This is a genomic window from Vibrio metschnikovii CIP 69.14 (assembly GCF_000176155.1).
In the GTDB taxonomy this organism is placed as follows: domain Bacteria; phylum Pseudomonadota; class Gammaproteobacteria; order Enterobacterales; family Vibrionaceae; genus Vibrio; species Vibrio metschnikovii.
The window spans coordinates 63,263-87,974 of sequence record NZ_ACZO01000003.1; the positions used below are offsets into that span (position 1 = coordinate 63,263).

Consider the following 24,712-nt stretch of genomic DNA (forward strand, 5'->3'; position numbering starts at 1 on the left):
AAAATCAGCACAAGCATTAGCTACTTTTTCATATCACTTGGCTACGAGCCGGCAATCTAGCTTTCGCTCTATTTTCAATGTCTTTTGCTTTTCTAGATAGCTGACGCAGCTTACGCCTGAGGTTCTTCTCAGCGTGTTTTACAAATCTTGGATTAGCTATATTTCTGACCTTTGGGGCTTTGTTGCGTAATTCGAGGGAACTAAATCAGAAGGTTGCGATCTGATCGGCTAAGTAAGTTAATCATCCTAGTCTCATGCCGAAACCTCGCTACAAAACAACGAACTGGAAACAGTACAACAAAGCCTTAATCAACCGCGGTTCACTCACTTTCTGGATTGATGAAGAAGCCATTCGCCAGTGGAAGCAGAGCAAACAAAATAAACGAGGTAGACCTCGTCAGTTCAGCGACTTAGCCATTACTACTGCGCTTATGGTGAAACGAGTTTTCTCAATGCCGTTGAGAGCATTGCAAGGGTTTATCGATTCTGTTTTTTCATTGGCTAACGTCCCTATAGTCTGCCCACATTACAGTTGTATCAGTCGAAGAGCTAAGCAAGTCGAGGTTTCATTTAAACCAAAGAGTAGAGGCGCAATACAGCATCTAGCTATTGATGCAACAGGTCTCAAGGTTTATGGCGAAGGTGAATGGAAGGTCAAGAAGCATGGTACTGACGGGAAGCGTAGAGTCTGGAGAAAGTTGCATTTAGCGGTAGACACCAGCACTCACGAAATCGTCGCGGCAGAACTGAGTTTATCTAATGTTACCGATGCAGAAGTCCTCCCTAACTTGCTCAAGCAAACCCGCCGAAGAATTATCGAGATATCTGGCGATGGCGCTTATGACACAAGGGATTGCTACGATGCCATACGGTTCAAGCGAGCTGTTCCACTCATCCCTCCAAGAGAAGGGGCAGCCTTCTGGGAGAATGGTCACCCTAGGAATTTAGCGGTAGGTTGCCAGAAGCTCTACGGCTCCAACAATAAGTGGAAAAAGCGGTACGGCTATCATCAACGCTCACTATCAGAGACAGCAATGTATCGAGTGAAGCAGTTGTTAGGTGGGCGATTAAGTCTGAGAAACTACAATGCTCAGGTTGGTGAAACTTACGCGATGATTAAAGCGCTGAACAAACTTACAGGGCTTGGTATGCCAGAAACTCAGTGTATTGTATAAGAATCAACCAATTGCAGGCAGTTTAGTTCTCTGACCGAATTACGCAACAAAGCCGCATAAACGTAACAAATTTAGTATGCAACTTTATTACTCATCGATTTTTATTTTGTGTACATAATCAATTAGTATCAAATTTACCAAAAATTGATAATTCGTGTCACGATATAGATTCGGTACAACAGAATCGCTTGGTGATCACAAGTCTAAGCAGGTCTCTGTAACAAATAAATCCATGTTAGGGAGTTATTAAATTAGAATCTGACGAGTTGAATCCCTACCTTTTCACAGACAAGAAGAGCCCTACGATGAGGGCTCGTAGTCGTTAAGTGTCAGTCCCTATTAGTACTTAAAGCGACTTATCTGATTCGACAAGTCACCAGTGTGATGAGAAATCTCATCAGCTAGAGTTTGCAAGTTAGAGTTAACTGCCTCTAGTTCACCTGCGCTAACATCAAGCTGGTTTATATCTTCTGTAATGTTTGCACTTACGTTTGATTGCTCTTCACAAGCAGAGGCCACAGAGTGAACCATGCCATTGATTGAAGATACTGACTCAATAATCACACCAAGCGCAGACTCGATTTCATCTGAACTTTGTTTAGTTTTCTCAATTAATTCTTTTGATTCTTGAGTCGCTTCGAAAGACGCTTTGGTTTCGCTCTGCAGACGTTCAATGATGGACTCAATCTCATTAGTCGATTCATGCGTTTTAGAGGCAAGGGCACGCACTTCATCGGCAACAACCGCAAAACCACGACCACTTTCACCAGCACGTGCGGCTTCAATAGCGGCGTTCAATGCCAGTAGGTTAGTCTGCTCTGCAATTGCTTTGATTACTTCTATCACGCGACCTATGTCTTCACTACTAATGTTAAGTGAGTTAGCACACTCTGCAGCACTTTCTAAGCTGCTAACAAGCTGATCGATATTTTGAGCGTTAAGCTTGATAGTCTCGCCACTCTTATGACTAAGATCTAGCGCTTCGTTAGTTTTCGAAAGTGTGCTGTCCGTGTTTGAAGCAATCTCTTTGATAGCCAAGTTGAATTGCTCAATCTTGCTTAGGCTCTCGTGGGTTAGAGCTGATTGAAGCTGAGTCTTCTGGTTCATCTCATCTCGCAGGCGGCTGATCTCTTGACCGTTAGTACTAAGCTCTGCGGTTGTTTGTGCCGTATCTACGATGATTGATTGTACCGTTTTAACAAATTTGTTGAACGCGTTAGCCAGTTCCGCAACTTCATCATCACCTTGAGCTTTTACACGTGACGTTAGGTCACCACCACCTGCTGCAATATCATTCATTCGATCAGACATCAGTTTAATTGGTGTTACTACGCCTTTATCTAGTACAAAGCCGATTAGCAAAATATTTACGACAACGATCGCAAAGATAATCGCTGACGAAGTCTTAGTCATGTTAGCTAGTTCGTGTCGTTCCGCGGCTCGGTTATAACCAATTTCTACTTCACCAACAGGCAGGTTATCCCACGTGATTTTGATGTTAGCGCGAGATTCAATTTCACGTAGGTTAACTTGAGCCAATGCCTTTCCGTTCTGATCATTAACCTTAATTGAAGATATCAGTGATTTTTGCGCGTAGGCATCAATGATATTGTGAATCAATGATTTGTCATAAACGTAAACAGGCTCTTGCAGAATGACCGCTAATTCACTTTCCATTGCTTGAATGGTCTGTTGTGTTTTCAACTCAATCGAGCTTTTATTGATAAAATACTGTGTTGGTAGTGCGATTGCAGACACTATAGCCATGACGACAGTAACTAGCACCATTATTTTTTTTGTAAGTTTATTCATATTTAACTCAACTATGGCTGAAGTGGGTTATAGAAGAATCGCTCCGGAATCGAACGAGTTTCACCTGTTAAGTAAGGATTTTCAAGATCGATAATCACTCTGTTCTTGAGATTAGCTTGAGATAGCACAGCTTTAATTTCAGAGTCGTTAAAGAACATTTCGTCGTACAAGCCTTCATCGAAAATTTCAGTCATAATTTCAAGCAAGTGCTCAGCGAGATCTGGGTTACTCTTGCTGACAAACAACATATATGGCATGCGGTAACGCAGCATGATGTGGGAATCAACAGTGAGTGGTAGTTCAGGATGAGAGGCAACCTCAGCAAACGGCTCCATTACGCCTCGAGCGAAAAAGTGGCAGCGGTTTCCTGCAAGCATCATTTCAAATATGTTTGGATACTTAAGCGATTTCGCGGTGACTAATCCGTTTGCATCCAAGATGTGAGTATCTGGCCAAGTTTTACCTGTACAGATCTTAAAGCGCATTAAATCGGCTTTGGATTGAACACTAGATAGCAGTTGGCTGTCTTTTTGGTGGATCAAACCTATACGCATTCCAAGCAATCCGCGAAAAATCGGAAAACGCACAGGAATGAATCTCTTTTCAAGATCTGTACTGGTTGCAGTCCATACTATATCAAGCTTTCCAGACTCAAGGTCAGATAGAACTCGAGTGGCTGCAGGCTCACCAGTTTTGGCATAAATATATTCGATGCCGTCAAATCGTTCTGAGCGTTTAACGACTTCCTTGACTAAAGTAAGGTGCAGCTTTTTATCATCAGGTCTACCTGCCACTTTTAAAGGTGCAGCAGAAGCAATTGATGACAAAGAAGCTAGCAAGACCAAAGCAATCGATTGTTGAAGCTTCATATATCCTCGTTACTAAATATCTTATCTTGTTGGTATTTATCGGCGGTTATATCATTTACTTGAGTAGAAGTTTATTCTAATCGACGTATTCGCTAAAAAGGGTCATAAGGCCAAAAGTAAACATTTCATTGGGATCATGCGCAGGGTGAGATTGCGAACACTTTTTAACCAAACTCATGATCGATTTGACGATCACATTTAGTTGTGATCATATACTCCCTTTTTAGGGAGAGCACTATGTACATTGACCACTTCAAAGAACATTTTCAAACGATTATCGACCAACGCCAAGGTGCAAAGGTTACATATTGCCTGTTTTATCCGTTGGACACCAGGCGCGAAGTTGGAGGTTCACTGAACTGTCAGCCAGCATGTGGACAATCACTTGAGGCTCAGGATCTTTAAGAATGTGTGGCTGAGATAATGCCAGTTCTTTAAGCACATTCAATCCGACCTCGACTGAATCTTGGTAAGAGATGCAAACCGTGATATCCATACGACGTTTGCTGTTTCGACTAAAATTACGGATAGTTGAATTCCAAACGGCACTGTTCGGGCTGGAAATGTAGAGGCCATCCGCCGTCTTGAACACAGAAGTGAATAGGCCAATATCGACCACGCGACCAGAGTAGCTTCCGAATTCAACGAACTCGCCTTTTTTGATCGGTTTCAGAAATAAAATCATGATACCTGCGGCAATGTTGCTCAGTGTGTCTTTCAGAGCAAGGCCAATAGCTAAACCCGCAGCACCGACTAAGGCAACCAAGCTGGCGGTATTCACACCAAAGAGGTCTAAAACGATGACCAACGCGACTAAATAAACCGCATAAGAAGCCACTTGAGAAAGCAAGCGAGCGATAATTTCATCCCTACCGCTAATTTTCTCTGTCGCTTTAAATACCCCGTGATTGACGAGCTTAGATATCACAGAAGCCAAGATAAAAATAAAAATCGTCAAGAGTGCATTTTGCAAGATCTGCATAATAAGCGCCTGATGCGTATCGTAAAAACCCGTGATATGTTCCATGGTTACTCCTCTATCTCTTTTTGTACGGATTGATAATGGTTACTACGTGAATCAATAAGTTCACCGTTCAGTATTTGTCTATTACAGCGCTCCATAGATGAGATAACCGTTGTACCCCAAATAACACAACAACAGAACAGCGCCTTCACTGCGAGAAATCGTCTGTGATTTGCCAAAACGAGCGGCGGTCAACAGCAGTAATCCCGTGACAAAAAGCATCGATGTCCAGTCACGCCAGAAGACTTCAGCACCAATATTGGCAATAGGTTCAATGGTACCAGCAATACCGATGACGGCTAAGGAGTTAAACATATTTGAGCCGACCACATTACCCACAGCTATATCATGCTCGCCTTTACGAGCTGCCACGATGGATGCTGCTAATTCGGGTAAGGACGTTCCTAAGGCAACAATAGTTAGGCCAATCAATAAATCGCTGACACCGAGTTGTTGTGCGATTTCCACCGCTCCCCACACCAAAATACGCGAGCTGATAATCAGTAACACTAACCCTGTAATCAGCCAGAAAATGGATGACTTCAGTGACATACTTTGTCTAGACAGTTCGTCGTCCATCTCTTGTTCTAAGTGGTCTCCCTTTGAGCGTAAGACGCTCCAGATTGACCAACCAATCAAAAGCATGAATCCACCAATCAACGCCCAGGCTTCTAATGTGCTGATATGGTGATCCCACAGCATTGCGCCAATGACAAGCGTGACGACCAAAAGAATGGGAAGTTCTTTACGGATGATGCTTGAATGCACAGCAATCGGTGCAATGATCGCGGTTACACCGAGTATTAAGGTAATGTTGACAATGTTCGAACCGACGGCATTTCCAAGCGCCAGAGCAGGATTGCCATCCATAGCCGCCATAGCCGAAACCACCATTTCAGGTGCCGATGTACCGAATCCGACGACCAGCATACCAATCAATAAAGGTGGCATTCCTGCGTAGTTGGCACTAGCGGCTGCTCCTTCAACAAATTTATCTGCACTCCAGACAAGCAGTGCAAAGCCAGCGATAATCGCGAGTGAAGCTAATAGCATGTTTAATCCCTATTAAATAACGTAAAAGTATAGAATAACGGCCAAAATTAATCGGTAGATGACATAAGGCATCATCCCAAATTGATTCAGGAATTTGAGGAAGTAGTGGATCGCAAGTATTGCGGTGAGAAAAGATGTAACGCTACCCATTAAAAGTGCCAGCCAATCTACGGTTACCGAACTATCCATCGCTACTTCAGCGATTTTAGCTGCTGCCGCGAGAGCAGTAATCGGTATGGCAAGCAAAAAGGACAGGCGAGAGGCTGCTTGTCGATTAAATCCTAGTATCAATGCTGCGGTGATGGTTACACCTGAACGAGAGGTGCCAGGGATTAAGGCTAATGCTTGCGCACACCCGACAATCAGTACATCTCTCCAACCGAAAGATTCTAACTCTCTAACTTTTCGACCAAAGATATCGGCTAAGCCCAGCATCACGCCATAACCAACGGTTGTAAACAGAATAACTATAACAGAGCGAAGCTGGTCATTGGTTAAGTCAAGAAGAAATAACCCAGCTAATGCCGCAGGAAAGGTTCCCCACAAAATCGCCCAACCTAAGCGACTGTGGGCAGAGAAATATTGACGATGAATGATCGACTTCCCCCATTCAGTGATCAATAGAACAATATCTCGTCGAAAATAGACGAGTACGGCGAGCAGCGTACCGATATGAGTGGCGAGATCAAAGCTAACTCCCTGGTCGACTACACCAAGGAAGGTAGGCATTAAGATCAAATGAGCAGAGCTAGAAATGGGGAGAAACTCGGTGATCCCTTGCACAATCCCTAAAAACAAAGCGTACCATGCATCCACAGCAGGTTTCCTTTTGTCATTTCGGGCAGGCAAAAAACAAAAGCTAAATCGCGATCCTACCCGTATCGCGATTTAGCTTAAGTCTTGCCAGAACATGTCGAACGTGAATACCACAAGCGTGAGGCTTGGAGACTGTTGATATTCACTCCACTACTAATCGGTGGTGGAAGGCTACTCCCTTAAACGAGCGGAATTGTAACTAATAAATACAATTTATATCAAATGTTAAATGAATAAGTTGAAATAAGAAAAAGTTTGGGCTGATAGTATGTGTACGAGTTTTTGCTCTAACTAACAATACACAGTTTCACAATTCATCAGAGATAAGTTTTGTGAGGGCTACGCATAGTACAGTTGACAGTAATGCGCTTTGCTGCAAAGAAGGAATGGGGCAAAGGTGTGTTTGCCACGATTAGCTTTAGCACACCTCTGTCGGATAGGCGACACCTGTTACCAGATGCCGCCCTCCTAAGAACCGTACGTGCAACTTTCACTGCATACGGCTCAAGCCTCCACTAAGGCGTTATTGTTACCCAGCAACTCACAAAGCAGTGGCGACAGGATCAAACCATGAGTTGCGACCTGTATTTTTCACCTTACGTTCATTGAGAAAACCTTCCCAAAAAGGATCAAACGGATTCGCTTGACTCATGATTTTAACATGTCGCTTAATTGGCACCTTAGCGATGTCAAACAGCCTGAACACGCCATACTTTCCTGCCTTTTTGAACCAGCCATGGAAAGTCCACTCATCCCTCCAAGAGAAGGGGCAGCCTTCTGGGAGAATGGTCACCCTAGGAATTTAGCGGTAGGTTGCCAGAAGCTCTACGGCTCCAACAATAAGTGGAAAAAGCGGTACGGCTATCATCAACGCTCACTATCAGAGACAGCAATGTATCGAGTGAAGCAGTTGTTAGGTGGGCGATTAAGTCTGAGAAACTACAATGCTCAGGTTGGTGAAACTTACGCGATGATTAAAGCGCTGAACAAACTTACAGGGCTTGGTATGCCAGAAACTCAGTGTATTGTATAAGAATCAACCAATTACAGGCAGTTTGGTTCTCTGACCGAATTACGCAACAAAGCCACGGATGCCTAGATCTAAATAGCGAGGTTTGTAATTCTCAACCACAATATTCATCACGCCGTTGATATTGACCGCTTTAGCCGTCGCCCCCCAACCGCCAAGTTCTTTGGCAACTTCATAAGCGCCTTTCAGTCCCATTCCAACGCCAGTGTAATCTTTCCCAACAGAAAGCTGTCCATGCGTATCTTTGATCAATAAATCCAAATATTCGTTCGCTTCTTCAAGTGTCAAAATGGCAATACTGACATTCTCTTGTTGGGATGTATCCCATTGATATTCTTTAGCCAGCTTTTGTAAGTCTTTGTTCCACTCTTTTTCTGTGAGTTGATACGCTGAATTAGCCGCACGTCTATTCGCTAAGGTTTCAGCTCTTTGTGCTGCATAGCGATCTTCATTTGCTTGCACGTATTGCCAATTACGTTCACTTTGAGCAAAGCGCTCACTGCGTTGTCGTTCGATTTTTTCTTTCAGCGTTTCTTTTATTGGTTCCGGCTCTGAAACAGCGTTCACACTAGAAAAGCGTCTTCCTATGTGAGCCAAATTACGGGCTTCCGCCGCTCTTAAGGCCGCCTGACTTTTTGCCATCTCATTTTTTAAATGGCAGGAGCTACAGGTACAGGTTTGGGGATTTGGACTTCCTATTGGGCAGCGATAAGTTTGATCAAACATTGATGATTTCTCTTCATTTATTTATCGAGCACTCTCTCAGCCATGAGATAAGCTTCTTTTCTTTCACGTTTACCGATGGCAAGCACGAGAACAAGCAGCTCACCATCTTCCACTTTATAGACCAACCGATAGCCAGATTGTTTAAGTTTTATCTTGTAACAACCAGACAAAGCGCCATAAAGCCTATTGGCTTCGATGTGTGGGTTTTCGAGCACTTTTCTGAGCTTCTCTTTGAACTGAGACTTTACGGGCTCACCGAGTTTTGAAAATAACTTTTGGGCTTTACGCTCAAATTTGAGGTTATAAGTTGTCAAGATCGACCTCGACAAAATCACCGTCTTCATAGGCTTGCTGTGCCATTTTCATCAGTTCGATATTTTCAAGCTCTTCAACCATATGCTCATAAAGAGCGACGGGAACGGCATAGAACGCAGGCTTATTTCGATTTAGGATAGCCACAGGAGCGCCGTGTCCTTCTTCCAGTACCCCCATCGGGTTTGATTTCAGTTGGGTAAGCCCCGCACTGACTTCCGTCAATATGTTGTTCGTTAGACTCATGATATAACCCTCGCTATGGAGACTCTTAAAAGACTTTAATAAGGGTTATTATAATATCTTTAAAAAGCCTTGTCATCATCTACCTGATTACCATTATAAAAACAAGCATCAGTTAAGAATAAATCAGTTCTTTTAAAGTATACCTCATGAAAACCACACACTAACGCTGCAAAATTGGTTCGTTTATTATGGAAATAAAACCCTACGCGAACTATTATTGTGAACTCTACCCAAAACGAACCAGTAGGTTGAAAAATGTTCATAAGAGGCTACTTAAGAGCATCAACAGATGAACAAGATGCTCATCGTGCAAAATCTGAACTTATCCAGTTTGCAAAGCAAAAAGGTGTACGCATAGCCAGTTTCTATACTGAGAACCAATCTGGTTCAAAATTAGAAAGAGCGGAGTTGTCTCGCTTAATTGAGGACTCACATCAAAATGATATTTTGCTGATCGAAAAGGTAGATCGGCTATCCCGATTACCTTATGAACAATGGAAGCTGCTCAAACATCAATTAGTTGATGCGGGCATTCATATCGTCGTTCTTGATCAGCCAATGACGCATTCCATTTTAAATGGGATAGCTGAAAACTCGATGATATCAAAAGTGCTGACAGAATTTATGATTGACCTGGCCGCTGCAATGGCCAGAGATGATTATGAAACTCGACAAAAGCGTCAGGCGCAAGGGATAGAAAAGGCGAAAGCTTTGGGAAAATATCAAGGTAGACAGCCTGATCACCAACTAAGGAAAAATATTGCGCTTCTTCTAGGCAAAGGAAAAAGCTGGTCGAAAATACAGAGTTTATTGGGTTGCAGCCGCTCAACGGTCGCTAAAGTGAAGAATTTAACCAATTGATTAATAATTATATTTTAGACTTTATGGAACGTTTCGGTGAATGGGACGTAATACATTAACGCCTTATCGTACGTTTTCGTTCCATTGGACTTCACAGAGAATAATATGATTAATATCAGTCTGTTAACCCTCTTGGCGTTGTTTTCTGTACCGTTGGACTTCAAACCCCATAACCATTAGCCCAACAAGGAAACTACCAATAATCGACAAAGCACTTACTGAAGCTGTGATTTCGAAGCCATCAATAAACGAACCCAAGTACTTATAAATGATGCTCAAATCAAACATAAAATCGCAATCCATTCGCAAAGTGAAATCGATTTCACTCTATTCCTTTACATGACAACGTCAAATAATATTTACGCTATCGTGACAAATTTCACATTTATGCATCAATTTGTCTGGTGAATTGTTCGCTGATTGAAATGAAATATCTGAATGGCAGTCAAGGTTAAAAACTGTTGAGTAGACGAGAGAAAACTCTCGCATTTGGCTTAGCACCATCAATTTCTGAGTAGCGTATATACTTGAGGTAAGTGAACGCTATTGAGGAGGTCGATAATGGAAATATATCAACACGGTATGCCGGAGCTATTTAAGCAGCTTGGTTTAGGGCATTCACCTAAAGAAATCAAAGAGTTCGTGAAGAACCACCGGCATACCCGAGATTCAGCTCCAATACATAAAGCGAGTTTTTGGACAAGGTCACAATCGGATTTTTTGAAACAAGCTATCGAACAAGATGCCGACTGGGCAGAGGTAGTGGATCAGCTCGACATTATGTTGCGAGACTAACTGAACCCTTAATAAATCCGTCAATGTATTCAAAATCTTATTAATATTCAGAGAACTATTCCTACGCTGCGGGCACAGTCACTCTGTCCCGCAGCTTCGTTTATACAAGTCCACCACGCGTTAATGTTTTAGGATCAAGATGGTGCTCTAATTCTTCGCGGCTCAAATCGGTTTCTTCTTCCGCGACATCAATGACAGCTCTGCCTTCCTTATAGGCTTTTTTCGCTATTTCGGCCGCTTTCAAATAACCTACCACCGGATTTAGAGCGGTAATAAGGATGGGATTTTTGGCAAGAGCCTTATCAATATTTTCCTGACGCACTTTGAACGGCTTAATCGCTTTATCTGCCAATGAAATGCATGAATTGGTGAGCAAATGTATCGATTCAAGCAGGTTGTAAGCAATGACGGGCAACATAACATTAAGTTGGAAGTTGCCTGACTGGCCGGCAACTGTAATGGTTGTATCGTTACCTATTACCTGTGCCGAAGCCATTGCCACAGCCTCGGGGATCACTGGGTTTACTTTGCCCGGCATGATTGATGAACCCGGTTGTAAAGCTTCCAGCTCAATTTCACCTAGCCCTGCAAGCGGACCTGAATTCATCCAACGTAAATCATTGGATATTTTCATCAAGGCAACAGCCAGCGTCTTTAACTGACCAGATAGAGAAACAATCGAATCCTGACAGCTCAAATTAAAATAGAAGTTGTCACTTGGCTTAAAGGATAAGCCACTGAGCTGACTTAAGTCTGCAGCAAAGCCTGTATGAGCATTGATACCCGTTCCCACTGCGGTTCCTCCCTGCCCAAGTGCTCTTACCGATTCCAAAGCAGAGGTAATTGACTGCGAAGCGTGTTGTATTTGAGCTTCCCAGCCACTTAGTTCCTGACTAAACGTAATTGGCATCGCGTCCATTAGATGCGTTCTGCCCGTTTTAACAATCCCGTTCAGTTCCTTCTGTTTGCTTCTGAGTGTTTCAGCTAAATGAGTGAGTGCCGGAATCAACAATTTCTCACATGTCATGACAGCACTCACTTGAATGGAAGTTGGAATCACATCATTACTGCTCTGCCCCATGTTAACGTGGTCGTTAGGGCTTACTTTCTCGTTCAATATTTGGCTTGCCAGAGTCGCCAATACTTCATTGGCATTCATATTTGTATTGGTGCCTGAACCCGTCTGAAAGACATCAATCGGAAACTGGTCATGATACTGACCATCAATAATGCTTTGCGCAGCTTTGATTATGGCATCAGCGATGTGGCTATTTAATGTGCCTAACTTGGCGTTTGTCTTTGCTGCAGCCTGTTTGATATAAGCTAACGCCACAATCAAGTTTTTAGGCATCTTATGCTCACTGATGTTGAAGTTATCGATGGCTCTTTGTGTTTGAGCCTGATAGAGGGCATCAGAAGGAACGTTAACTTCCCCCATACTATCTTTCTCAATTCGATATTTCTTATTCATAATACATCCTTGAATTAACCTGAAATCGGTTTTTGTATACCGTAATTATAACCGTTGAAATCAGGCCGTATGCCTACTTGGGAAATTGGACTAGAGCAATGAAATAGATAAAGGTAAACAGGAAGTAGCTATTTCAGTCATCACAAGAGACTTAGTTGCGGATGCACAGAAACGGTTTAGATTTATTGTTCCAAACCGCTTCTTACAGGATAGGAAAGGCTTTTAGTTCTGAAATGCCGATTATGAGCGAACTTCTTGCTGCCAGTATTGATAAAGGTTGACCACGTGACCGGAGCAAAGATGCTTCATGCCGCCTTTAATTCGACTTTCACTGCGGTCTTCACCGATTTTATGCAGACTATGTTGGCAGCAAGCGCACTGCTTTTCATCGTCGTCTAAATCGAGTTCGATAACCTCACGAGGCAAGCTCTTTGGCAGGGGCTGACGTTTACCGCGTTTCTTCGTTGTGGTGGTCGTTGTGACAACGTCAACCTCTTCTTCCTTAGCGGCTTCACGTTCCGCTTCGTTGAAGAGGTCACCTTGAGCTTCATCGTAAGGTTTTAACGCCTCTGAGCGTTTAGCGAACTGACGGTCGAAGGCAAGCTTGAGCTGTTCAAGTAGGGATTGACGCTCTTGTTGCCACTCATTTTTCTCCGACATCAGCGCTTTCACCATCGCTTGTAGCTCGGCAACATCTTGGCTTTCTGGGTTGAGATTTGGCGTCTTCTTCATGGCATTTATTATACTAAAATCATGCCGTTAACGCTTGGTGGATAAGGCTATATTATCGATTAAGTCATTGTAAAATCTTCTATTTTAACGGGTTTATGGCCGATAATCGTGAAGCCTGAAAGCAGCCTATCAAGCTCGAAATGAGTCAGGGTAAACACGTCATTTTTCTCTTTGGAAGGCCATTTATATTTGGCTTTTTCAAGGCGCTTGTACCAAAGAGCAAAGCCTGTTTTATCCCAGTACAACACTTTGACTTTATCGCGCTGTTTGTTGGTGAACAGGAACAGTGCGCCGCTGCCCAAGGGCAAGTCGGTGTCATTTTCGATAATCGCAGCGAGGCCGTTGATGGACTTTCTAAAATCGACGCTTTCGCGATAGAGATAGATTTCGGGAGCACTGAGCATACGTTTCATGACAGCGCACCGATAAGTTCTGCAAGATAGGTCGCTGGCGTGCCTTGTGGGATGCTCAGTTCAACATCATTGACGAGCAGGGTCATATTGGCAACGGCAAGGTGAGTGGCTTGATACTTTGTGGTCTTTTCAACGACTTCTGCTTTAACAAAGCCAACCGTGTTCGGTTTTTCGATGTGCTTTAACTGTTGGCGCTTAGCGTAAAAAGTGGAGAGGCTCAGTCCGTTACGTTCACAGAATAATCGTTGTGATAGCTGGCTGGATTCATAGCGTTCGAACAGGGTTCGCCATTCTTGGTTAGTGCGTCGTTTGGCCATTTCAAATCTCCTTTGCTCCTTTGGGTTGGAGGTTTGATCTTATTATTCGGGCTAGACGATTAGAATGCGGGGTTTATGATGCGCTTACAATTTACCAATATCGAATTTCTTGTTCTCAATCGACTGTTGACTCAGAACAAGTAGTGGGGCTCTAACGCATTAGACATTACACAGATTAGAAAAAGTAGGTTAAATAACCTCACTATGATTTGTGAGGTTGAGCACAGCTGGCAAGAAATGGGGCATTTTCGAGCTAGAAGATGCCGAGTGTAGCCGTGGTTTATGCAACAGGCTGTTTCATAATTAGAAAGCTTGTTTGGTCCGTTTGACTACAACCAGAATAGCTTATCTAAATATCAAACTTAGAATCATCCTTTAGTCGGTCATACTCAGCTTTCACGTCTGGATCTTCAAATGCTTTGAGTTTTAATACTTCGAGCTGACTGAGCTTCCTTAAAGTAAAACTTCCATCACCATTATCAACCCATTCTATTGGATCACCTTCGTTCCAAAACAAGTCTTTTTGTAATTCATCAGGTATTAAGAAGTAGCGTTCGCCATCTTCATTTTGTTCAATTTTCACTCGCATTAAATACATGCTCATACTAAATCTAAGGTATGTTTTAGGTTTATCGCATAAAAATGTTAGGGTAAATCTAGGCTAGATTAGACTGGGGCACTAACGCGCCATAAAAGATAGCCTGACACGCCTTTGGTGAACTTTCAATCAAAGCCTTAATTTGTGGTAAGTTGTGGTAAATGATTTACCACAACTTACCACAAGCCATTTTGGGGAAAAAGTGAGTTAGCGATAGTCGCCCCAACACGTCTATGGACAAAAGTTTGTCAGTGACTTTGCTAATTTAGCACCTCATGGATTAGTTCAGGTATTGGAAACCTCTAATCAAGTAGCGAGAACGAGCAAAAGAAGCTCGAATAGACCGAATGAAGAAAGTTCGTCAATGGACATTTCGAGACTAGAGATAGGTTATGAGATATTTATTAACAACTGGGCATCGCGTTCCCAGATTCTACAAAGCAGATGGTTCGATTGTAGAGATCGAATTGAACTACGTTGACACTAAATTAATTTCATCTATCGATGAGAGTGGCAAGCTAACTCACAAGCAAGTCGGCGGAACACCACCTTGCACTGGCAACGTTTGGCTGGTGGACTCTGTAGATGAGTCGCTACACCGCTTAGCTGCGCATGATGTTTACCCGTTCATTAATAAAGTGGCAGCGAGGGAGAATGCTAAACGTTTGGGTTTGCAGACGTTTAAATACATTGCTGTACCCTAGAAACGAAAAAACCTGCACGATGGCAGGTTTTCTCTTTATCATATGTCTTTGGTGGGCTGCCGAAACAGGGATATCCAAAGCTCTCAAGACATATACTAGGCCATTTTGCCCAGCAGGTCAATAACCAACGATATTCAAGGAACTTCAATGCCTCACAATGCTATTGAACAAACTCTGTCGGTGAGTCGGTTTTCTACATACCGAAATGCCATTATTGCAGCTCAAGGGGCTGACTGTCCAATTAGCGCACTTCAACTCTATGAGTGGAATGCTCAGTTGGCCTCAAGATTTTTCTTTCCTTTACATATCTACGAAGTTGCACTACGTAATGCGATCTCCGAAGCCCTATCAAAGCGATATGGACAAGACTGGCCTACAAATGCTGTATTCGTAAATTCACTCAATAGCCAAGACAAACATACATTGAATCAAGCGCTTTCAGGTGGGTATAACGGTGTAGGTAAACTATTGCCTGAACTTAAATTTGTATTCTTTGAGAACATATTAACCAAACGCCACGATGGGCGCATTTGGAAGCCATATATAAATGATGTATTTCCTAATGCACCCAAAACCATTACAGCACCAGAGCTAAGGAAACAACTTAAAGATGCGTGCTATGTCATCAGGAAATTTAGGAATCGTTGTGGTCATCATGAGCCTGTGTTCAACAACCAGAACCTTGCCAACATCATGCCTTACATGGCAAAAACTATGAAATGGCGATGCTCCGACACATACCACTGGTTCAATCAACAAGAAACCGTTTCAGACCTGCTTGCTTACCCCATTATTTGAGATTGTAATGACTATAAAACCAAGCAAAACCCGAACCTCTTTTTTAAGGCGGCCCAACGACTAAGCCTCCCAAAGCGCCGCCAGGTGGCACTGGACAAGATATGATTAAGAACAACGCGGCGCAGACACCGCTTGAGATAGAAAGAAGACAAAAAAGACTCAATAACCAAGCTTAATCTTGGTTACCCAATTGTTTATCACACCATTTTTCAATATTGGGTGCATAGAGAGCCAATAAGCCAATGCTCATCGCAATACCACAAATAATGTAACAATATCGCCCCGTGGGATCATGGGGCGGATACCTTTAAATGTGTAGGGTATTAGATCTAAACGATTTCGGGCATAAGTTTGCCAGCAATTCCTGCATGATGTCACCGATTATGAATAACTAGATTTGAATTCGATAGATTACAAGCATATACTTCCGATACATGCTACAAGAAACGCGGCTCCGGCGTAAGCGCATCATAAACACCGCATTCTAATCAACCTCAGCACGCTATACGATCAAATCTCCAACCTCAAGGAGATCTGAAATGGCAAAACGACGTACCGACCAAGAATGGCAAACCCTGTTTGAAAAATACCAATCCAGTCAACTATCCCAGCGTGTTTTCTGCGAGCGCCATAGTCTGAGTCTTTCGACCTTTTATGCAAAACGTCAACAATTGCAGTGCTTTGGGCAATCTCAAACTGGTGGCTTTATCAAAGCTGAAGTCGTTGAAAAAACGACTCGCTACCAAGTAACTCAAACACCCGTCGCCAACATGACATTATTTATTAATGACGCTGAACTCAGCATTCCACAGGGTACACCTGCCTCGTATCTGGCAGAGTTAATCGGAGCACTATCATGAAAAACGAATGTTGAGCGCCCCGAATGTTTACCTGTATCGAGAGTTCGTGGATTTTAGAAAGTCCATCAATGGCCTAGCGGCGATTATCGAGTCTGAAACCGATTTGCCGCTCGGCACAGGCGCACTGTTCCTATTTACCAATAAACAACGCGATAAAATCAAAGTGTTGTACTGGGATAAAACGGGCTTTGCCCTGTGGTACAAACGGCTCGAAAAAGCCAAATTCAAATGGCCCACTCAAGAGAAAAAACAGATGTACACCCTGACTCAATTTGACTTAGATAGACTGTTATCTGGCTTCACAATAATCGGCCATAAACAGATAAAAATAGACAATTTTACAATGAGTTAACCTCGATAAAAGTCAGTTATACCAAGCCTTATCGTGGTGTTTTTAGTATAATCAATGCCATGAAAAAGACGCCCGATATTAACCCAGAAAGCCAAGACATCGCCGAGCTTCAAGCTATGGTGAAAGCGTTGATGTCGGAGAAAAGTGAGCTGCAAAAGAAGGAAGCGCAATGGCAACAAGAGCGCCAATCCTTAATTGAGCAGTTTAAACTGGCCCTTGACCGTCAATTCGCCAAACGCTCGGAAGCGTTAAAACCGTATAACGAAGCACAGGGTGACCTCTTTAATGAGGTGGAATGTGAAGCGGCGAAATCGGAAGATGAGGTTATCACCACCACAACGACGGCAATCAAACGTCGTGGTAAACGTCAACCGCTTCCTAAAGACTTGCCACGTGAAATACTCGTACTTGACCTAGATGAGCACGACAAGCAGTGCTCATGCTGCCAACACATTTTGCATAAAATCGGCGAAGACCGCAGTGAAAAGCTCGAGTTCACGCCCGCCGTCCTAAAAGTATTGGAAGTCGTTCGTCCGAAATACGCCTGTCGTCAGTGTGAACAACAGGCTGAAAAAAGCCACATTCACCAACAACCCGCACCGATAAGTATCATCCCCAAAAGCTTCGCTACCGAAAGTCTGCTTGCCAATATTATCTTAGGCAAATATCAGTATGCGCTTCCGCTGTATCGTCAGGAAACATTGTTCACCCAATCAGGTATCGAGTTATCGAGAACGACCATGGCAAGGTGGGTAATCCAGGTGAGTGAAAAGTTCAAACCGCTTTATCAGGCACTGAAGGCTCACTTACTCGAACAAGTGGTGGTTCAGGCCGATGAAACGCCGCTCAATGTGCTCAAGGAAGACAAGCAATGTTATATGTGGTTGTACTGCTCGGGAGCCGACTCCCCTGAAGCTAAACTCCCTGACATGAAAAATATCGTCTTGTTCGACTATCAAAACAGTCGTGCGAGAGTGTGCCCCGTGAACTTCTTGGGTGATTACTCAGGCTATCTGCAAAGTGATGGTTACGCTAACTCCTATCACTTAACGTGTTTGGAGCGAACAGGGTAGCGAGTTTTACTCATACGAACGGTCCTGGATTTGGGCCGTTTTTTTCGTTCTGGCAGAATGTAACGCTTTACTCGCTCTCGCATTGCCCTCAGCTTTTTAGGGATTGAGCCGGGTGAGGCTATCGCACACCACATCAGTTCATCTTGGATATCTCGAAGTGCCATCATAAAGCTTATCCGAAGAGGTGATACCTTGGCTTCTTTCGCAATGCGGCTGATTTCTAAGCGAACCAGATTGTAAGCAATCAGTATTCCCCATACCTCTTGTTCTATCCCTTCTACAGACTGGCTTCGGAGAAGAAGTTCATCCTCTAGCATGTCGTGCTTTATCTCTCCATAACTGCTCTCAATTTCCCAACGTTCGAAGTAAACATCCAACAGGGATTGAAGGTCATATTGGCTATCTGTTAAAGAAGTGAGTACGCCTTTTATATGGGTAGGTTGCTCTGATTCAGGATATAAGGCCAATCTCGCTTGCCATTTCTCTGGGAGAGTTGGGTCTTGCTTGCGCGCATGTTGTGAAACATCCATTTCGACAATTAAATCTCGTCCCTCCTTGTCTAGTTTCCTAATGACCTCATACTGTGTATTCGATTTTATTGGGGTCATCCAGTGACTAGAGCCGTGTTGACGCTGCCAGTTAATCATTAGCTCGGCACTTAAATAACATCGGTCAAAAATTGTGAGGGAGTTAGGCACTGTTGATGAGATTAACTGTTTAGCGTAGCTCACTTCTCCGGTTGAACTAGGGCCAAAAGCGACATCATGGAGTAAGCGGCTGCGAAGAGAACAAAGCGCGCATAGCCGAACAATAGGGTATGCGGTGTGACGATTTTTACTGTGCTTTACGTACTGATAATGCTCTGCAAGCGCCTCGGTATCATGGGTTCTAAATTGAGTTCCATCAACTGAAAACAGTCTTAAACCAAACCATTTATCCTCACTATCTTCGGACTGGGTCCAGTGTTGAGCAGTCATAGTAAATAGCGCTTTTAGTGGCTCTGCCGTGAGACGTTTTCTGGCTTGAGGAATGGCACTTGGCGCAATGGATTCACCTAAAGAGCTGGACAGTTTTAAGTCTAACTTGTCCAAAACGTCAGTAATCGGTCTGTCGCGATATAAGCCAATACCCACTAGCAGCCACACGACCAACTCAGCAGGTAGCTTTCGTCTTCTCATGCTGGCTTTATTCGTTTCATCAAGTGCTTGATTTATCCATTCCAATGGAAGCTCTTTTTGAAAAAGCGCAAGTGAATCAGGAGAAGCGAAGTCATCAACATCAATAAGCCAGTGAGCCAGTGAGCCAACATAAAAAATACCCTCAAACATGAAATGCTTGAGGGTATTTTCAACCAATCACAGGATCGTTCAACTGATCATTTGCTTAACTGATCGGTGTTAGCCCATCAGCGTGGCAGTTTTGCAAACACGACCACGCTGCTCCCCCGAATGTCACACATCCCCATTCGGGGGTCATGATAGGTATAACCATTAAGGAACCCGCATGCTTTTGCTTACGATATACGTCACTGTGGCGATTAGCGTATCGTTTATTTGTTCTGTGCTTGAAGCCGTTTTACTCAGCCTAACGCCCAGCTATCTGGCGCAGTTGCGCCAACAAGCGCATCCGTCCGCTGAAAAACTGGCTCGACTCAAAGGCGACATTGACCGCCCACTGGCGTCGATCCTCACCTTAAATACCATTGCCCACACCATTGGAGCGGCGAGCGCAGGCGCACAAGCCGCCGTCGTCTTTGGCAGCCAATGGCTCGGCGTGTTCTCAGCCGTGTTGACGCTGGGCATTCTGGTGCTATCTGAAATTGTGCCCAAAACCATTGGCGCGGCATACTGGCGCCAACTGGCACCAGCCAGTGCAGTGATCCTCGATTGGATGGTATGGTGTCTGACGCCGTTTGTCTGGTTCTCGCAGCAAATCACCAAACGCTTGGCGCGCAACATTGAAGTGCCACGCATACGCGATGAACTGTCGGCCATGGCGCTGCTCGCCAACGAAAGCGGAGAACTGGCAGAAGGAGAATCGAAGATTCTCAACAACCTGCTGAGCATCAGCGATGTGCCGGTCACGCAAGTGATGACGCCGCGTACCGTGCTGTTTCGCGTCAATGCCGCGTTAACCATCAACGAATTTCTCTCCCAGCACAGCGACACACCGTTCTCGCGCCCGCTGGTGTACAGCGAAGACATCGACGACATCATCGGCTTTGTCCATCGCCTTGAACTGTTTAAGTTGCAACAAAGCGGCTTTGGTGACAAACAACTGGGCATGGTGATGCGCCCGATTCACGTGTTGCTCAACACCCAAACGCTCCCCAAAGCGTTTGCTCAGATGATGAAAAACCGCCTGCAGCTGTCCTTAGTGGTGGATGAATACGGCACCGTGCAAGGATTGTTGACGCTAGAAGATGTGTTTGAACATCTGCTTGGCGAAGAGATCATCGACGAAGCGGACCGCACCACCGACATGCAAAAACTCGCGACCGAACGCTGGGAAAGCTGGAAACGCGAGCACGGCGTGATTGAAAGCCGCGACGAAGAAGAGGACGCGCCGCTCGATAGCCGCAAATAACCCACTGCCAAAAAAAACGCCCCGAAAAATAAGGGGCGTTGTTGTATTTACGACGTGACGTGCAAATGACGGAAATCGTGCCCAGTTGGCGCTTGCGCCGCCCGTAACCCAAAGTCCGGCAACACCGCATACAGATGATCAAAAATGTCCGACTGAATGCGCTCATAATCCACCCACGCGGTGGTGTTGGTAAAACAGTACAACTCCAGTGAAATGCCTTCATGCGTCGGCGCTAACTGTCGCACCATCAACGTCATGCCTTGATGAATATCAGGATGTGCACGCAGGTAGCGTTCCAGATAAGCGCGGAAGCTGCCCAAATTGGTCAGGCGACGCCCATTGATTAAGCATTCCTCGTCAAACTGCTGACTGTGGTTGTGCTGCGTGATCTCTTCCAACTTGGTTTTGATGTACGGCTCCAACAGTTTCGCGCGCGTCAAATACTCAATATCCTGTTGCGATAAAAAGTGCACACTGGTGGCGTCAATCAACACACTGCGTTTGATGCGGCGGCCGCCAGAGTCTTGCATGCCTTTCCAGTTCTTAAACGAATCGGAAATCAGCGCGTAAGTTGGAATCGTGGTGATGGTTCTGTCCCAGTTTTGTACTTTCACGGTGGTCAAACTGATGTCAATCACATCACCATCGGCGCCATATTTAGGCATTTCCAACCAATCGCCCACACTGAGCATTTTGTTGGCTGACAACTGAATCCCAGCCACCAACCCAAGGATGGGATCTTTAAACACCAACATGATGACCGCGGTCAGTGCGCCAAGTCCGCTGAGCAGAATCACCGGCGATTTGCCCACTAAAATCGACGTGGTCAGCAGCGCCGCGATGACAAAGAAGACGATTTTCAGGCTCTGTACAATGCCGCGAATCGGCATGTTGCGGCCCAATGGCGTACGCGAGAGCAGTGTGTCCGCCACATCCAGCAGCGAATACAAGGCGAGCAACGCAAACAGCACAATCCACAGTGCCACCAGCGTCAGAATCCCATCGCGAATCACGCTCTCCGGCGCCAGCCATAGGTTGGTTTGCACACCAATCAAGAGGCCCTGAATCACCAGTGCGATGCGGCTAAACAATTTGCCCGCAAACAGCGCGTGACGCCAAACCGCATCGGATTTTTCTGCGCGGCGTTTCAGCCACGCGACCACGCCTCGATGGAGCACAATGTGCACCACCACCGCGATCAGCACGATCAAACCTAACGCTTCTGACAACTTAATAAACTGAGACATTTCGATGCCAAACTGGCCCAGCCAAGTCTCCAAAGACTGCAACATCCTTTACTCCTACATTTTGGACTACGTGATACACATCCTAACGCATTATGGGGTATCGTGCTGTGGCAGCTAACAATTTATAACAATATTGGCCGCGGGCAGGCCGAGAGGGGAAAAACAGACAGGTCGTCGCAGGCAGGAGGCGTGCTCCCGCCCGCATCCATCAATTACAGTGACACACCAATGTTGCTGATGCAGTCGTCACGTAGCTCTTGACGCAAATCTTTGATCAAGTCGATATCGCGCTCAATCGCTTCACGCAGTGGTCGGTAGATGGCCCATTGCACATCCCACTCTTCGCACACGGCTTCGTTCTCTTTCTGATTGTCGTTGGTGATGGTTTCACCGGTTTGTGCTTCTTCCAATTGCGCGACGGTTTGTACCGAAATCTGGCTGACTTTCTGCATCGATTCGTACAAATCATCGCGATCCAACAGGCCATGCAGCGCTGTCGGGCTTTGTTGCTTAAATCGATGGAACTAAATCTAGAAGCTACGATCTGATCGGCTACACCCATCAATCGTCGTAGCCTCATGCCTAAACCTCGTTACAAAACAACTAACTGGAAACAGTACAACAAAGCCTTAATCAACCGTGGTTCTCTGACCTTTTGGATTGATGAGGAAACGATAGCTGAGTGGAAACAAAACAAACAAGGCAAGCGTGGTAGACCTCGTCGATTCAGCGACTTAGCCATTACTACAGCACTGATGGTAAAACGCGTTTTCTCTATGCCGTTGAGAGCGCTACAAGGTTTTCTAGACTCTGTATTTAAGCTGGCTAACATCCCGCTTGTTTGCCCGCACTACACCTGTATAAGCCGCCGAGCTAAGGAAGTTGAGGTTTCATTTAAAACCAAAACCAGAGGAGCAATACAACACCTGGCAATTGATGCCACTGGCCTCAAGGTTTATGGCGAGGGTAAATGGAAGGTCAAGAAGCATGGTACTGATGGGAAGCGCAGAGTCTGGCGTAAACTGCATATTGCAGTAGATACAAGCACTCACGAAATAGTCGCAGCAGAGCTGAGTTTATCTAACGTAACCGATGCCGAAGTGCTCCCCAACTTACTCAAGCAAACGCGTCGTAAAATAATTGAAATATCAGGTGATGGTGCTTATGACACAAGGAATTGTCATGATGCGATAAGGATTAAGCAAGCGGTTGCGCTTATCCCACCACGAGAAGGGGCTGCATTCTGGGAACAAGGGCACCCTCGTAATTTAGCAGTAGGTTGTCAAAAGCTCTACGGCTCCAACAGAAATGGAAAAAGCGGTATGGCTATCATAAGCGCTCACTATCAGAGACAGCAATGTACCGAGTAAAACAGCTGCTAGGTGGGAAATTAAGCCTAAGAAATTACAATGCTCAGGTTGGCGAGACTTACGCTATGATCAAAGCGCTGAACAAGCTTACAGGACTTGGTATGCCTGAAACTCAGTATATTGCTTAATAACTGAACAACTTTGGACTGCCATGTCTTACAACCGAATTAAGCAACAAAGCCGGTGGGCGATTAAGTCTGAGAAACTACAATGCTCAGGTTGGTGAAACTTACGCGATGATTAAAGCGCTGAACAAACTTACAGGGCTTGGTATGCCAGAAACTCAGTGTATTGTATAAGAATCAACCAATTGCAGGCAGTTTGGTTCTCTGACCGAATTACGCAACAAAGCCATAGAGAGCCAATAACCAATGCTCATCGCAATACCACAAATAATGTAATAATATCGCACCGTGGGGGGTCATGGGGCGGATACCTTTAAATATGTAGGGTATTAGACCTAAACGATTTCGGGCATAAGTTTGCCAGCAATTCCTGCATGATGTCACCGATTATGAATAACTAGATTTGAATTCGATAGATTACAAGCATATACTTCCGATGCATGCTACAAGAAACGCGGCTCCGGCTCCACTTGTAGAGAGATGAATTCAAATAGCCCTGTTCTCTTCCGCTCATTGAGTATTGACTGCAGGTAGCGCGTAATAGAGCCACTTTTAGTGGCTCTTGTCGTATCTTAATGTTAGAAAAGGTAACCTCTCACCGCCTTATCAGGCTATGCTTCTTATTCATTTGACCATAATTTTAACCAAAATAAGCAACGACATAATTCTGTTTGTTTACCTTTTAATACAGGATGGTAAAGTGGTAAATAAACAATATCAAATAAGTTATAGTGCATTAATTGATGGGTAGAGATGAGAGCTTTCTTTTTGATGATTTTATCAGCTTTGTTAAATGGCTGCTTGGGTATGCCCGAATCAGTAAAACCCGTGTCTGATTTTGAACTGAATAATTATTTAGGCAAATGATACGAGATAGCACGACTTGACCACTCCTTTGAAAGGGGGTTAAGCCAGGTCACAGCGGAATACCGAGTTAGAAATGATGGCGGTGTTTCGGTTCTTAATCGTGGTTATTCGGAAGATAAAGGCCAGTGGAAAGAGGCTGAAGGTAAAGCTTATTTTGTCAATAGCCCGACAGATGGCTATCTGAAAGTTTCATTTTTTGGCCCATTTTATGGTTCCTACGTGATTTTTGAGTTAGATCGTGAAAACTACAGTTACGCTTTTGTGTCAGGACCAAATACAGGATATCTGTGGTTACTTTAAAGAACGCCAACTGTCGAACCTAATGTTGTTGAGAAATTCGTTCAGATGTCGAAAGAACGAGGTTTTGATACAAATCGGCTCATTTACGTTCAACAGCAATAAATTCAACTCTATTTCTGATTGAAATGCCAAATATATACTTATACCCAAACCACTTGGAGTTGCAGGTCGGCGTCAGTG

General features: G+C 44.4%; 22 protein-coding genes and 6 pseudogenes. 12 read left to right on the forward strand and 16 right to left on the reverse strand.

Annotated features, from left to right (window positions below):
• The first annotated feature begins 254 nt into the window (after window positions 1-254).
• Complete coding sequence (locus VIB_RS00895) at window positions 255-1,175, forward strand: IS5-like element ISVpa3 family transposase (RefSeq protein WP_004393974.1); 921 nt, start codon at window positions 255-257, stop codon at window positions 1,173-1,175.
• 339 nt (window positions 1,176-1,514) lie between these two features.
• Here VIB_RS00895 and VIB_RS00900 read toward each other — a convergent pair whose 3' ends face one another.
• The 5 genes from VIB_RS00900 to VIB_RS00920 all read right to left on the reverse strand — a co-directional run bounded on the left by VIB_RS00900 (window position 1,515) and on the right by VIB_RS00920 (window position 6,749).
• Window positions 1,515-2,987 carry a methyl-accepting chemotaxis protein gene (locus VIB_RS00900; protein ID WP_001038240.1) on the reverse strand — a complete coding sequence of 491 codons (1,473 nt, stop codon included), beginning with the start codon at window positions 2,985-2,987 and terminating at the stop codon, window positions 1,515-1,517.
• Between the two features lie 11 nt (window positions 2,988-2,998).
• Window positions 2,999-3,856 carry a hypothetical protein gene (locus VIB_RS00905; protein WP_004394052.1) on the reverse strand — a complete coding sequence of 286 codons (858 nt, stop codon included), beginning with the start codon at window positions 3,854-3,856 and terminating at the stop codon, window positions 2,999-3,001.
• Between the two features lie 301 nt (window positions 3,857-4,157).
• On the reverse strand, window positions 4,158-4,883 hold the full coding sequence (locus VIB_RS00910) for a mechanosensitive ion channel family protein (RefSeq protein ID WP_004394055.1): 726 nt from the start codon (window positions 4,881-4,883) through the stop codon (window positions 4,158-4,160).
• 81 nt (window positions 4,884-4,964) lie between these two features.
• The gene (locus VIB_RS00915) at window positions 4,965-5,933 is read right to left on the reverse strand and encodes a calcium/sodium antiporter (protein ID WP_004394057.1); all 969 of its coding nucleotides are present in this window, start codon (window positions 5,931-5,933) and stop codon (window positions 4,965-4,967) included.
• Window positions 5,934-5,945: 12 nt separating this feature from the next.
• On the reverse strand, window positions 5,946-6,749 hold the full coding sequence (locus VIB_RS00920; RefSeq protein ID WP_004394059.1) for an undecaprenyl-diphosphate phosphatase: 804 nt from the start codon (window positions 6,747-6,749) through the stop codon (window positions 5,946-5,948).
• A 748-nt stretch (window positions 6,750-7,497) separates the two neighbouring features.
• Here VIB_RS00920 and VIB_RS17560 point away from each other — a divergent pair.
• Window positions 7,498-7,782: pseudogene (locus tag VIB_RS17560) on the forward strand (IS5/IS1182 family transposase); the annotation flags it as partial.
• A 39-nt stretch (window positions 7,783-7,821) separates the two neighbouring features.
• Here VIB_RS17560 and VIB_RS00930 read toward each other — a convergent pair.
• The 3 genes from VIB_RS00930 to VIB_RS00940 are packed head-to-tail and all read right to left on the reverse strand — an operon-like array spanning window position 7,822 to window position 9,063.
• The gene (locus VIB_RS00930; protein WP_244262417.1) at window positions 7,822-8,505 is read right to left on the reverse strand and encodes a hypothetical protein; all 684 of its coding nucleotides are present in this window, start codon (window positions 8,503-8,505) and stop codon (window positions 7,822-7,824) included.
• A 17-nt stretch (window positions 8,506-8,522) separates the two neighbouring features.
• Window positions 8,523-8,819, reverse strand: coding sequence for a type II toxin-antitoxin system RelE family toxin (locus VIB_RS00935; protein ID WP_004394065.1), 297 nt, complete (start codon window positions 8,817-8,819; stop codon window positions 8,523-8,525).
• A complete protein-coding gene (locus VIB_RS00940; RefSeq protein WP_019280871.1) occupies window positions 8,806-9,063 on the reverse strand; it encodes a type II toxin-antitoxin system Phd/YefM family antitoxin in 258 nt (85 codons plus the stop codon). Before VIB_RS00940 ends, VIB_RS00935 begins: the two co-directional genes overlap by 14 nt.
• Window positions 9,064-9,318: 255 nt before the next feature.
• Here VIB_RS00940 and VIB_RS00945 point away from each other — a divergent pair, with 255 nt between their 5' ends.
• Together VIB_RS00945 and VIB_RS00955 are read left to right on the forward strand one after the other, a co-directional pair.
• Window positions 9,319-9,924 carry a recombinase family protein gene (locus VIB_RS00945; RefSeq protein ID WP_040903691.1) on the forward strand — a complete coding sequence of 202 codons (606 nt, stop codon included), beginning with the start codon at window positions 9,319-9,321 and terminating at the stop codon, window positions 9,922-9,924.
• A gap of 561 nt (window positions 9,925-10,485) precedes the next feature.
• The gene (locus tag VIB_RS00955; RefSeq protein WP_040903696.1) at window positions 10,486-10,719 is read left to right on the forward strand and encodes a DUF2789 domain-containing protein; all 234 of its coding nucleotides are present in this window, start codon (window positions 10,486-10,488) and stop codon (window positions 10,717-10,719) included.
• 100 nt (window positions 10,720-10,819) lie between these two features.
• On the opposite strand, the gene VIB_RS00960 is transcribed toward VIB_RS00955, so the two are convergent.
• The 5 genes and pseudogenes from VIB_RS00960 to VIB_RS00980 all read right to left on the reverse strand — a co-directional run bounded on the left by VIB_RS00960 (window position 10,820) and on the right by VIB_RS00980 (window position 14,256).
• Window positions 10,820-12,190 carry a class II fumarate hydratase gene (locus VIB_RS00960; RefSeq protein ID WP_004394068.1) on the reverse strand — a complete coding sequence of 457 codons (1,371 nt, stop codon included), beginning with the start codon at window positions 12,188-12,190 and terminating at the stop codon, window positions 10,820-10,822.
• Between the two features lie 327 nt (window positions 12,191-12,517).
• A pseudogene (locus VIB_RS00965) lies at window positions 12,518-12,922 on the reverse strand (IS66 family transposase); the annotation flags it as partial.
• A gap of 59 nt (window positions 12,923-12,981) precedes the next feature.
• Window positions 12,982-13,335 carry an IS66 family insertion sequence element accessory protein TnpB gene (gene tnpB, locus VIB_RS00970; protein WP_025794881.1) on the reverse strand — a complete coding sequence of 118 codons (354 nt, stop codon included), beginning with the start codon at window positions 13,333-13,335 and terminating at the stop codon, window positions 12,982-12,984.
• Window positions 13,332-13,652, reverse strand: coding sequence for an IS66 family insertion sequence element accessory protein TnpA (tnpA, locus tag VIB_RS00975; protein ID WP_004394070.1), 321 nt, complete (start codon window positions 13,650-13,652; stop codon window positions 13,332-13,334). Before tnpA (VIB_RS00975) ends, tnpB (VIB_RS00970) begins: the two co-directional genes overlap by 4 nt.
• A gap of 349 nt (window positions 13,653-14,001) precedes the next feature.
• A complete protein-coding gene (locus VIB_RS00980; protein WP_244262416.1) occupies window positions 14,002-14,256 on the reverse strand; it encodes a hypothetical protein in 255 nt (84 codons plus the stop codon).
• 386 nt (window positions 14,257-14,642) lie between these two features.
• On the opposite strand from VIB_RS00980, the gene VIB_RS00985 reads away from it, so the two are divergent.
• From VIB_RS00985 to tnpC, 5 genes and pseudogenes are all read left to right on the forward strand, one after another.
• The gene (locus tag VIB_RS00985) at window positions 14,643-14,954 is read left to right on the forward strand and encodes a hypothetical protein (RefSeq protein WP_040903700.1); all 312 of its coding nucleotides are present in this window, start codon (window positions 14,643-14,645) and stop codon (window positions 14,952-14,954) included.
• A 147-nt stretch (window positions 14,955-15,101) separates the two neighbouring features.
• Window positions 15,102-15,752 carry a hypothetical protein gene (locus tag VIB_RS00990; RefSeq protein WP_004394071.1) on the forward strand — a complete coding sequence of 217 codons (651 nt, stop codon included), beginning with the start codon at window positions 15,102-15,104 and terminating at the stop codon, window positions 15,750-15,752.
• A 539-nt stretch (window positions 15,753-16,291) separates the two neighbouring features.
• A complete protein-coding gene (gene tnpA / locus VIB_RS00995; protein WP_004394072.1) occupies window positions 16,292-16,612 on the forward strand; it encodes an IS66 family insertion sequence element accessory protein TnpA in 321 nt (106 codons plus the stop codon).
• 7 nt (window positions 16,613-16,619) lie between these two features.
• Window positions 16,620-16,964 carry an IS66 family insertion sequence element accessory protein TnpB gene (tnpB, locus tag VIB_RS01000; RefSeq protein WP_040903701.1) on the forward strand — a complete coding sequence of 115 codons (345 nt, stop codon included), beginning with the start codon at window positions 16,620-16,622 and terminating at the stop codon, window positions 16,962-16,964.
• 59 nt (window positions 16,965-17,023) lie between these two features.
• A pseudogene (tnpC, locus tag VIB_RS01005) lies at window positions 17,024-18,034 on the forward strand (IS66 family transposase); the annotation flags it as partial.
• Here tnpC and VIB_RS01010 read toward each other — a convergent pair.
• The gene (locus VIB_RS01010; protein WP_050782700.1) at window positions 18,007-19,365 is read right to left on the reverse strand and encodes an IS4 family transposase; all 1,359 of its coding nucleotides are present in this window, start codon (window positions 19,363-19,365) and stop codon (window positions 18,007-18,009) included. The pseudogene tnpC and the gene VIB_RS01010 overlap by 28 nt on opposite strands.
• A gap of 175 nt (window positions 19,366-19,540) precedes the next feature.
• Between VIB_RS01010 and VIB_RS01015 the strand changes: the two genes are divergently transcribed.
• Entirely contained in the window at window positions 19,541-20,623 is a 1,083-nt protein-coding gene (locus tag VIB_RS01015; protein ID WP_040903702.1) for a CNNM domain-containing protein, read from the forward strand.
• Between the two features lie 47 nt (window positions 20,624-20,670).
• Here VIB_RS01015 and VIB_RS01020 read toward each other — a convergent pair whose 3' ends face one another.
• Window positions 20,671-21,915, reverse strand: a complete 1,245-nt coding sequence (locus VIB_RS01020) for a mechanosensitive ion channel family protein (RefSeq protein WP_004394077.1) — start codon at window positions 21,913-21,915, stop codon at window positions 20,671-20,673.
• Window positions 21,916-22,082: 167 nt separating this feature from the next.
• Window positions 22,083-22,367 (reverse strand): annotated as a pseudogene (locus VIB_RS01025) (DUF416 family protein); the annotation flags it as partial.
• Between the two features lie 81 nt (window positions 22,368-22,448).
• Between VIB_RS01025 and VIB_RS01030 the strand changes: the two are divergent.
• Window positions 22,449-23,368, forward strand: a pseudogene (locus VIB_RS01030) (IS5-like element ISVa2 family transposase).
• Window positions 23,369-24,118: 750 nt separating this feature from the next.
• Window positions 24,119-24,634, forward strand: a pseudogene (locus tag VIB_RS17190) (lipocalin family protein).
• The last annotated feature ends 78 nt before the right edge of the window (window positions 24,635-24,712 follow it).

Excerpts from the sequence above, each read along its gene's own strand:
- VIB_RS00895 (WP_004393974.1), top strand. The coding sequence starts at position 255 with ATGCCGAAACCTCGCTACAAAACAACGAACTGGAAACAGTACAACAAA.
- VIB_RS00900 (WP_001038240.1), bottom strand. The coding sequence starts at position 2,987 with ATGAATAAACTTACAAAAAAAATAATGGTGCTAGTTACTGTCGTCATG.
- VIB_RS00905 (WP_004394052.1), bottom strand. The coding sequence starts at position 3,856 with ATGAAGCTTCAACAATCGATTGCTTTGGTCTTGCTAGCTTCTTTGTCA.
- VIB_RS00910 (WP_004394055.1), bottom strand. The coding sequence starts at position 4,883 with ATGGAACATATCACGGGTTTTTACGATACGCATCAGGCGCTTATTATG.
- VIB_RS00915 (WP_004394057.1), bottom strand. The coding sequence starts at position 5,933 with ATGCTATTAGCTTCACTCGCGATTATCGCTGGCTTTGCACTGCTTGTC.
- VIB_RS00930 (WP_244262417.1), bottom strand. The coding sequence starts at position 8,505 with ATGTTTGATCAAACTTATCGCTGCCCAATAGGAAGTCCAAATCCCCAA.
- VIB_RS00940 (WP_019280871.1), bottom strand. The coding sequence starts at position 9,063 with ATGAGTCTAACGAACAACATATTGACGGAAGTCAGTGCGGGGCTTACC.
- VIB_RS00945 (WP_040903691.1), top strand. The coding sequence starts at position 9,319 with ATGTTCATAAGAGGCTACTTAAGAGCATCAACAGATGAACAAGATGCT.
- VIB_RS00955 (WP_040903696.1), top strand. The coding sequence starts at position 10,486 with ATGGAAATATATCAACACGGTATGCCGGAGCTATTTAAGCAGCTTGGT.
- VIB_RS00960 (WP_004394068.1), bottom strand. The coding sequence starts at position 12,190 with ATGAATAAGAAATATCGAATTGAGAAAGATAGTATGGGGGAAGTTAAC.
- tnpB (WP_025794881.1), bottom strand. The coding sequence starts at position 13,335 with ATGAAACGTATGCTCAGTGCTCCCGAAATCTATCTCTATCGCGAAAGC.
- tnpA (WP_004394070.1), bottom strand. The coding sequence starts at position 13,652 with ATGGCCAAACGACGCACTAACCAAGAATGGCGAACCCTGTTCGAACGC.
- VIB_RS00980 (WP_244262416.1), bottom strand. The coding sequence starts at position 14,256 with ATGAGCATGTATTTAATGCGAGTGAAAATTGAACAAAATGAAGATGGC.
- VIB_RS00985 (WP_040903700.1), top strand. The coding sequence starts at position 14,643 with ATGAGATATTTATTAACAACTGGGCATCGCGTTCCCAGATTCTACAAA.
- VIB_RS00990 (WP_004394071.1), top strand. The coding sequence starts at position 15,102 with ATGCCTCACAATGCTATTGAACAAACTCTGTCGGTGAGTCGGTTTTCT.
- tnpA (WP_004394072.1), top strand. The coding sequence starts at position 16,292 with ATGGCAAAACGACGTACCGACCAAGAATGGCAAACCCTGTTTGAAAAA.
- tnpB (WP_040903701.1), top strand. The coding sequence starts at position 16,620 with ATGTTGAGCGCCCCGAATGTTTACCTGTATCGAGAGTTCGTGGATTTT.
- VIB_RS01010 (WP_050782700.1), bottom strand. The coding sequence starts at position 19,365 with ATGTTTGAGGGTATTTTTTATGTTGGCTCACTGGCTCACTGGCTTATT.
- VIB_RS01015 (WP_040903702.1), top strand. The coding sequence starts at position 19,541 with ATGCTTTTGCTTACGATATACGTCACTGTGGCGATTAGCGTATCGTTT.
- VIB_RS01020 (WP_004394077.1), bottom strand. The coding sequence starts at position 21,915 with ATGTTGCAGTCTTTGGAGACTTGGCTGGGCCAGTTTGGCATCGAAATG.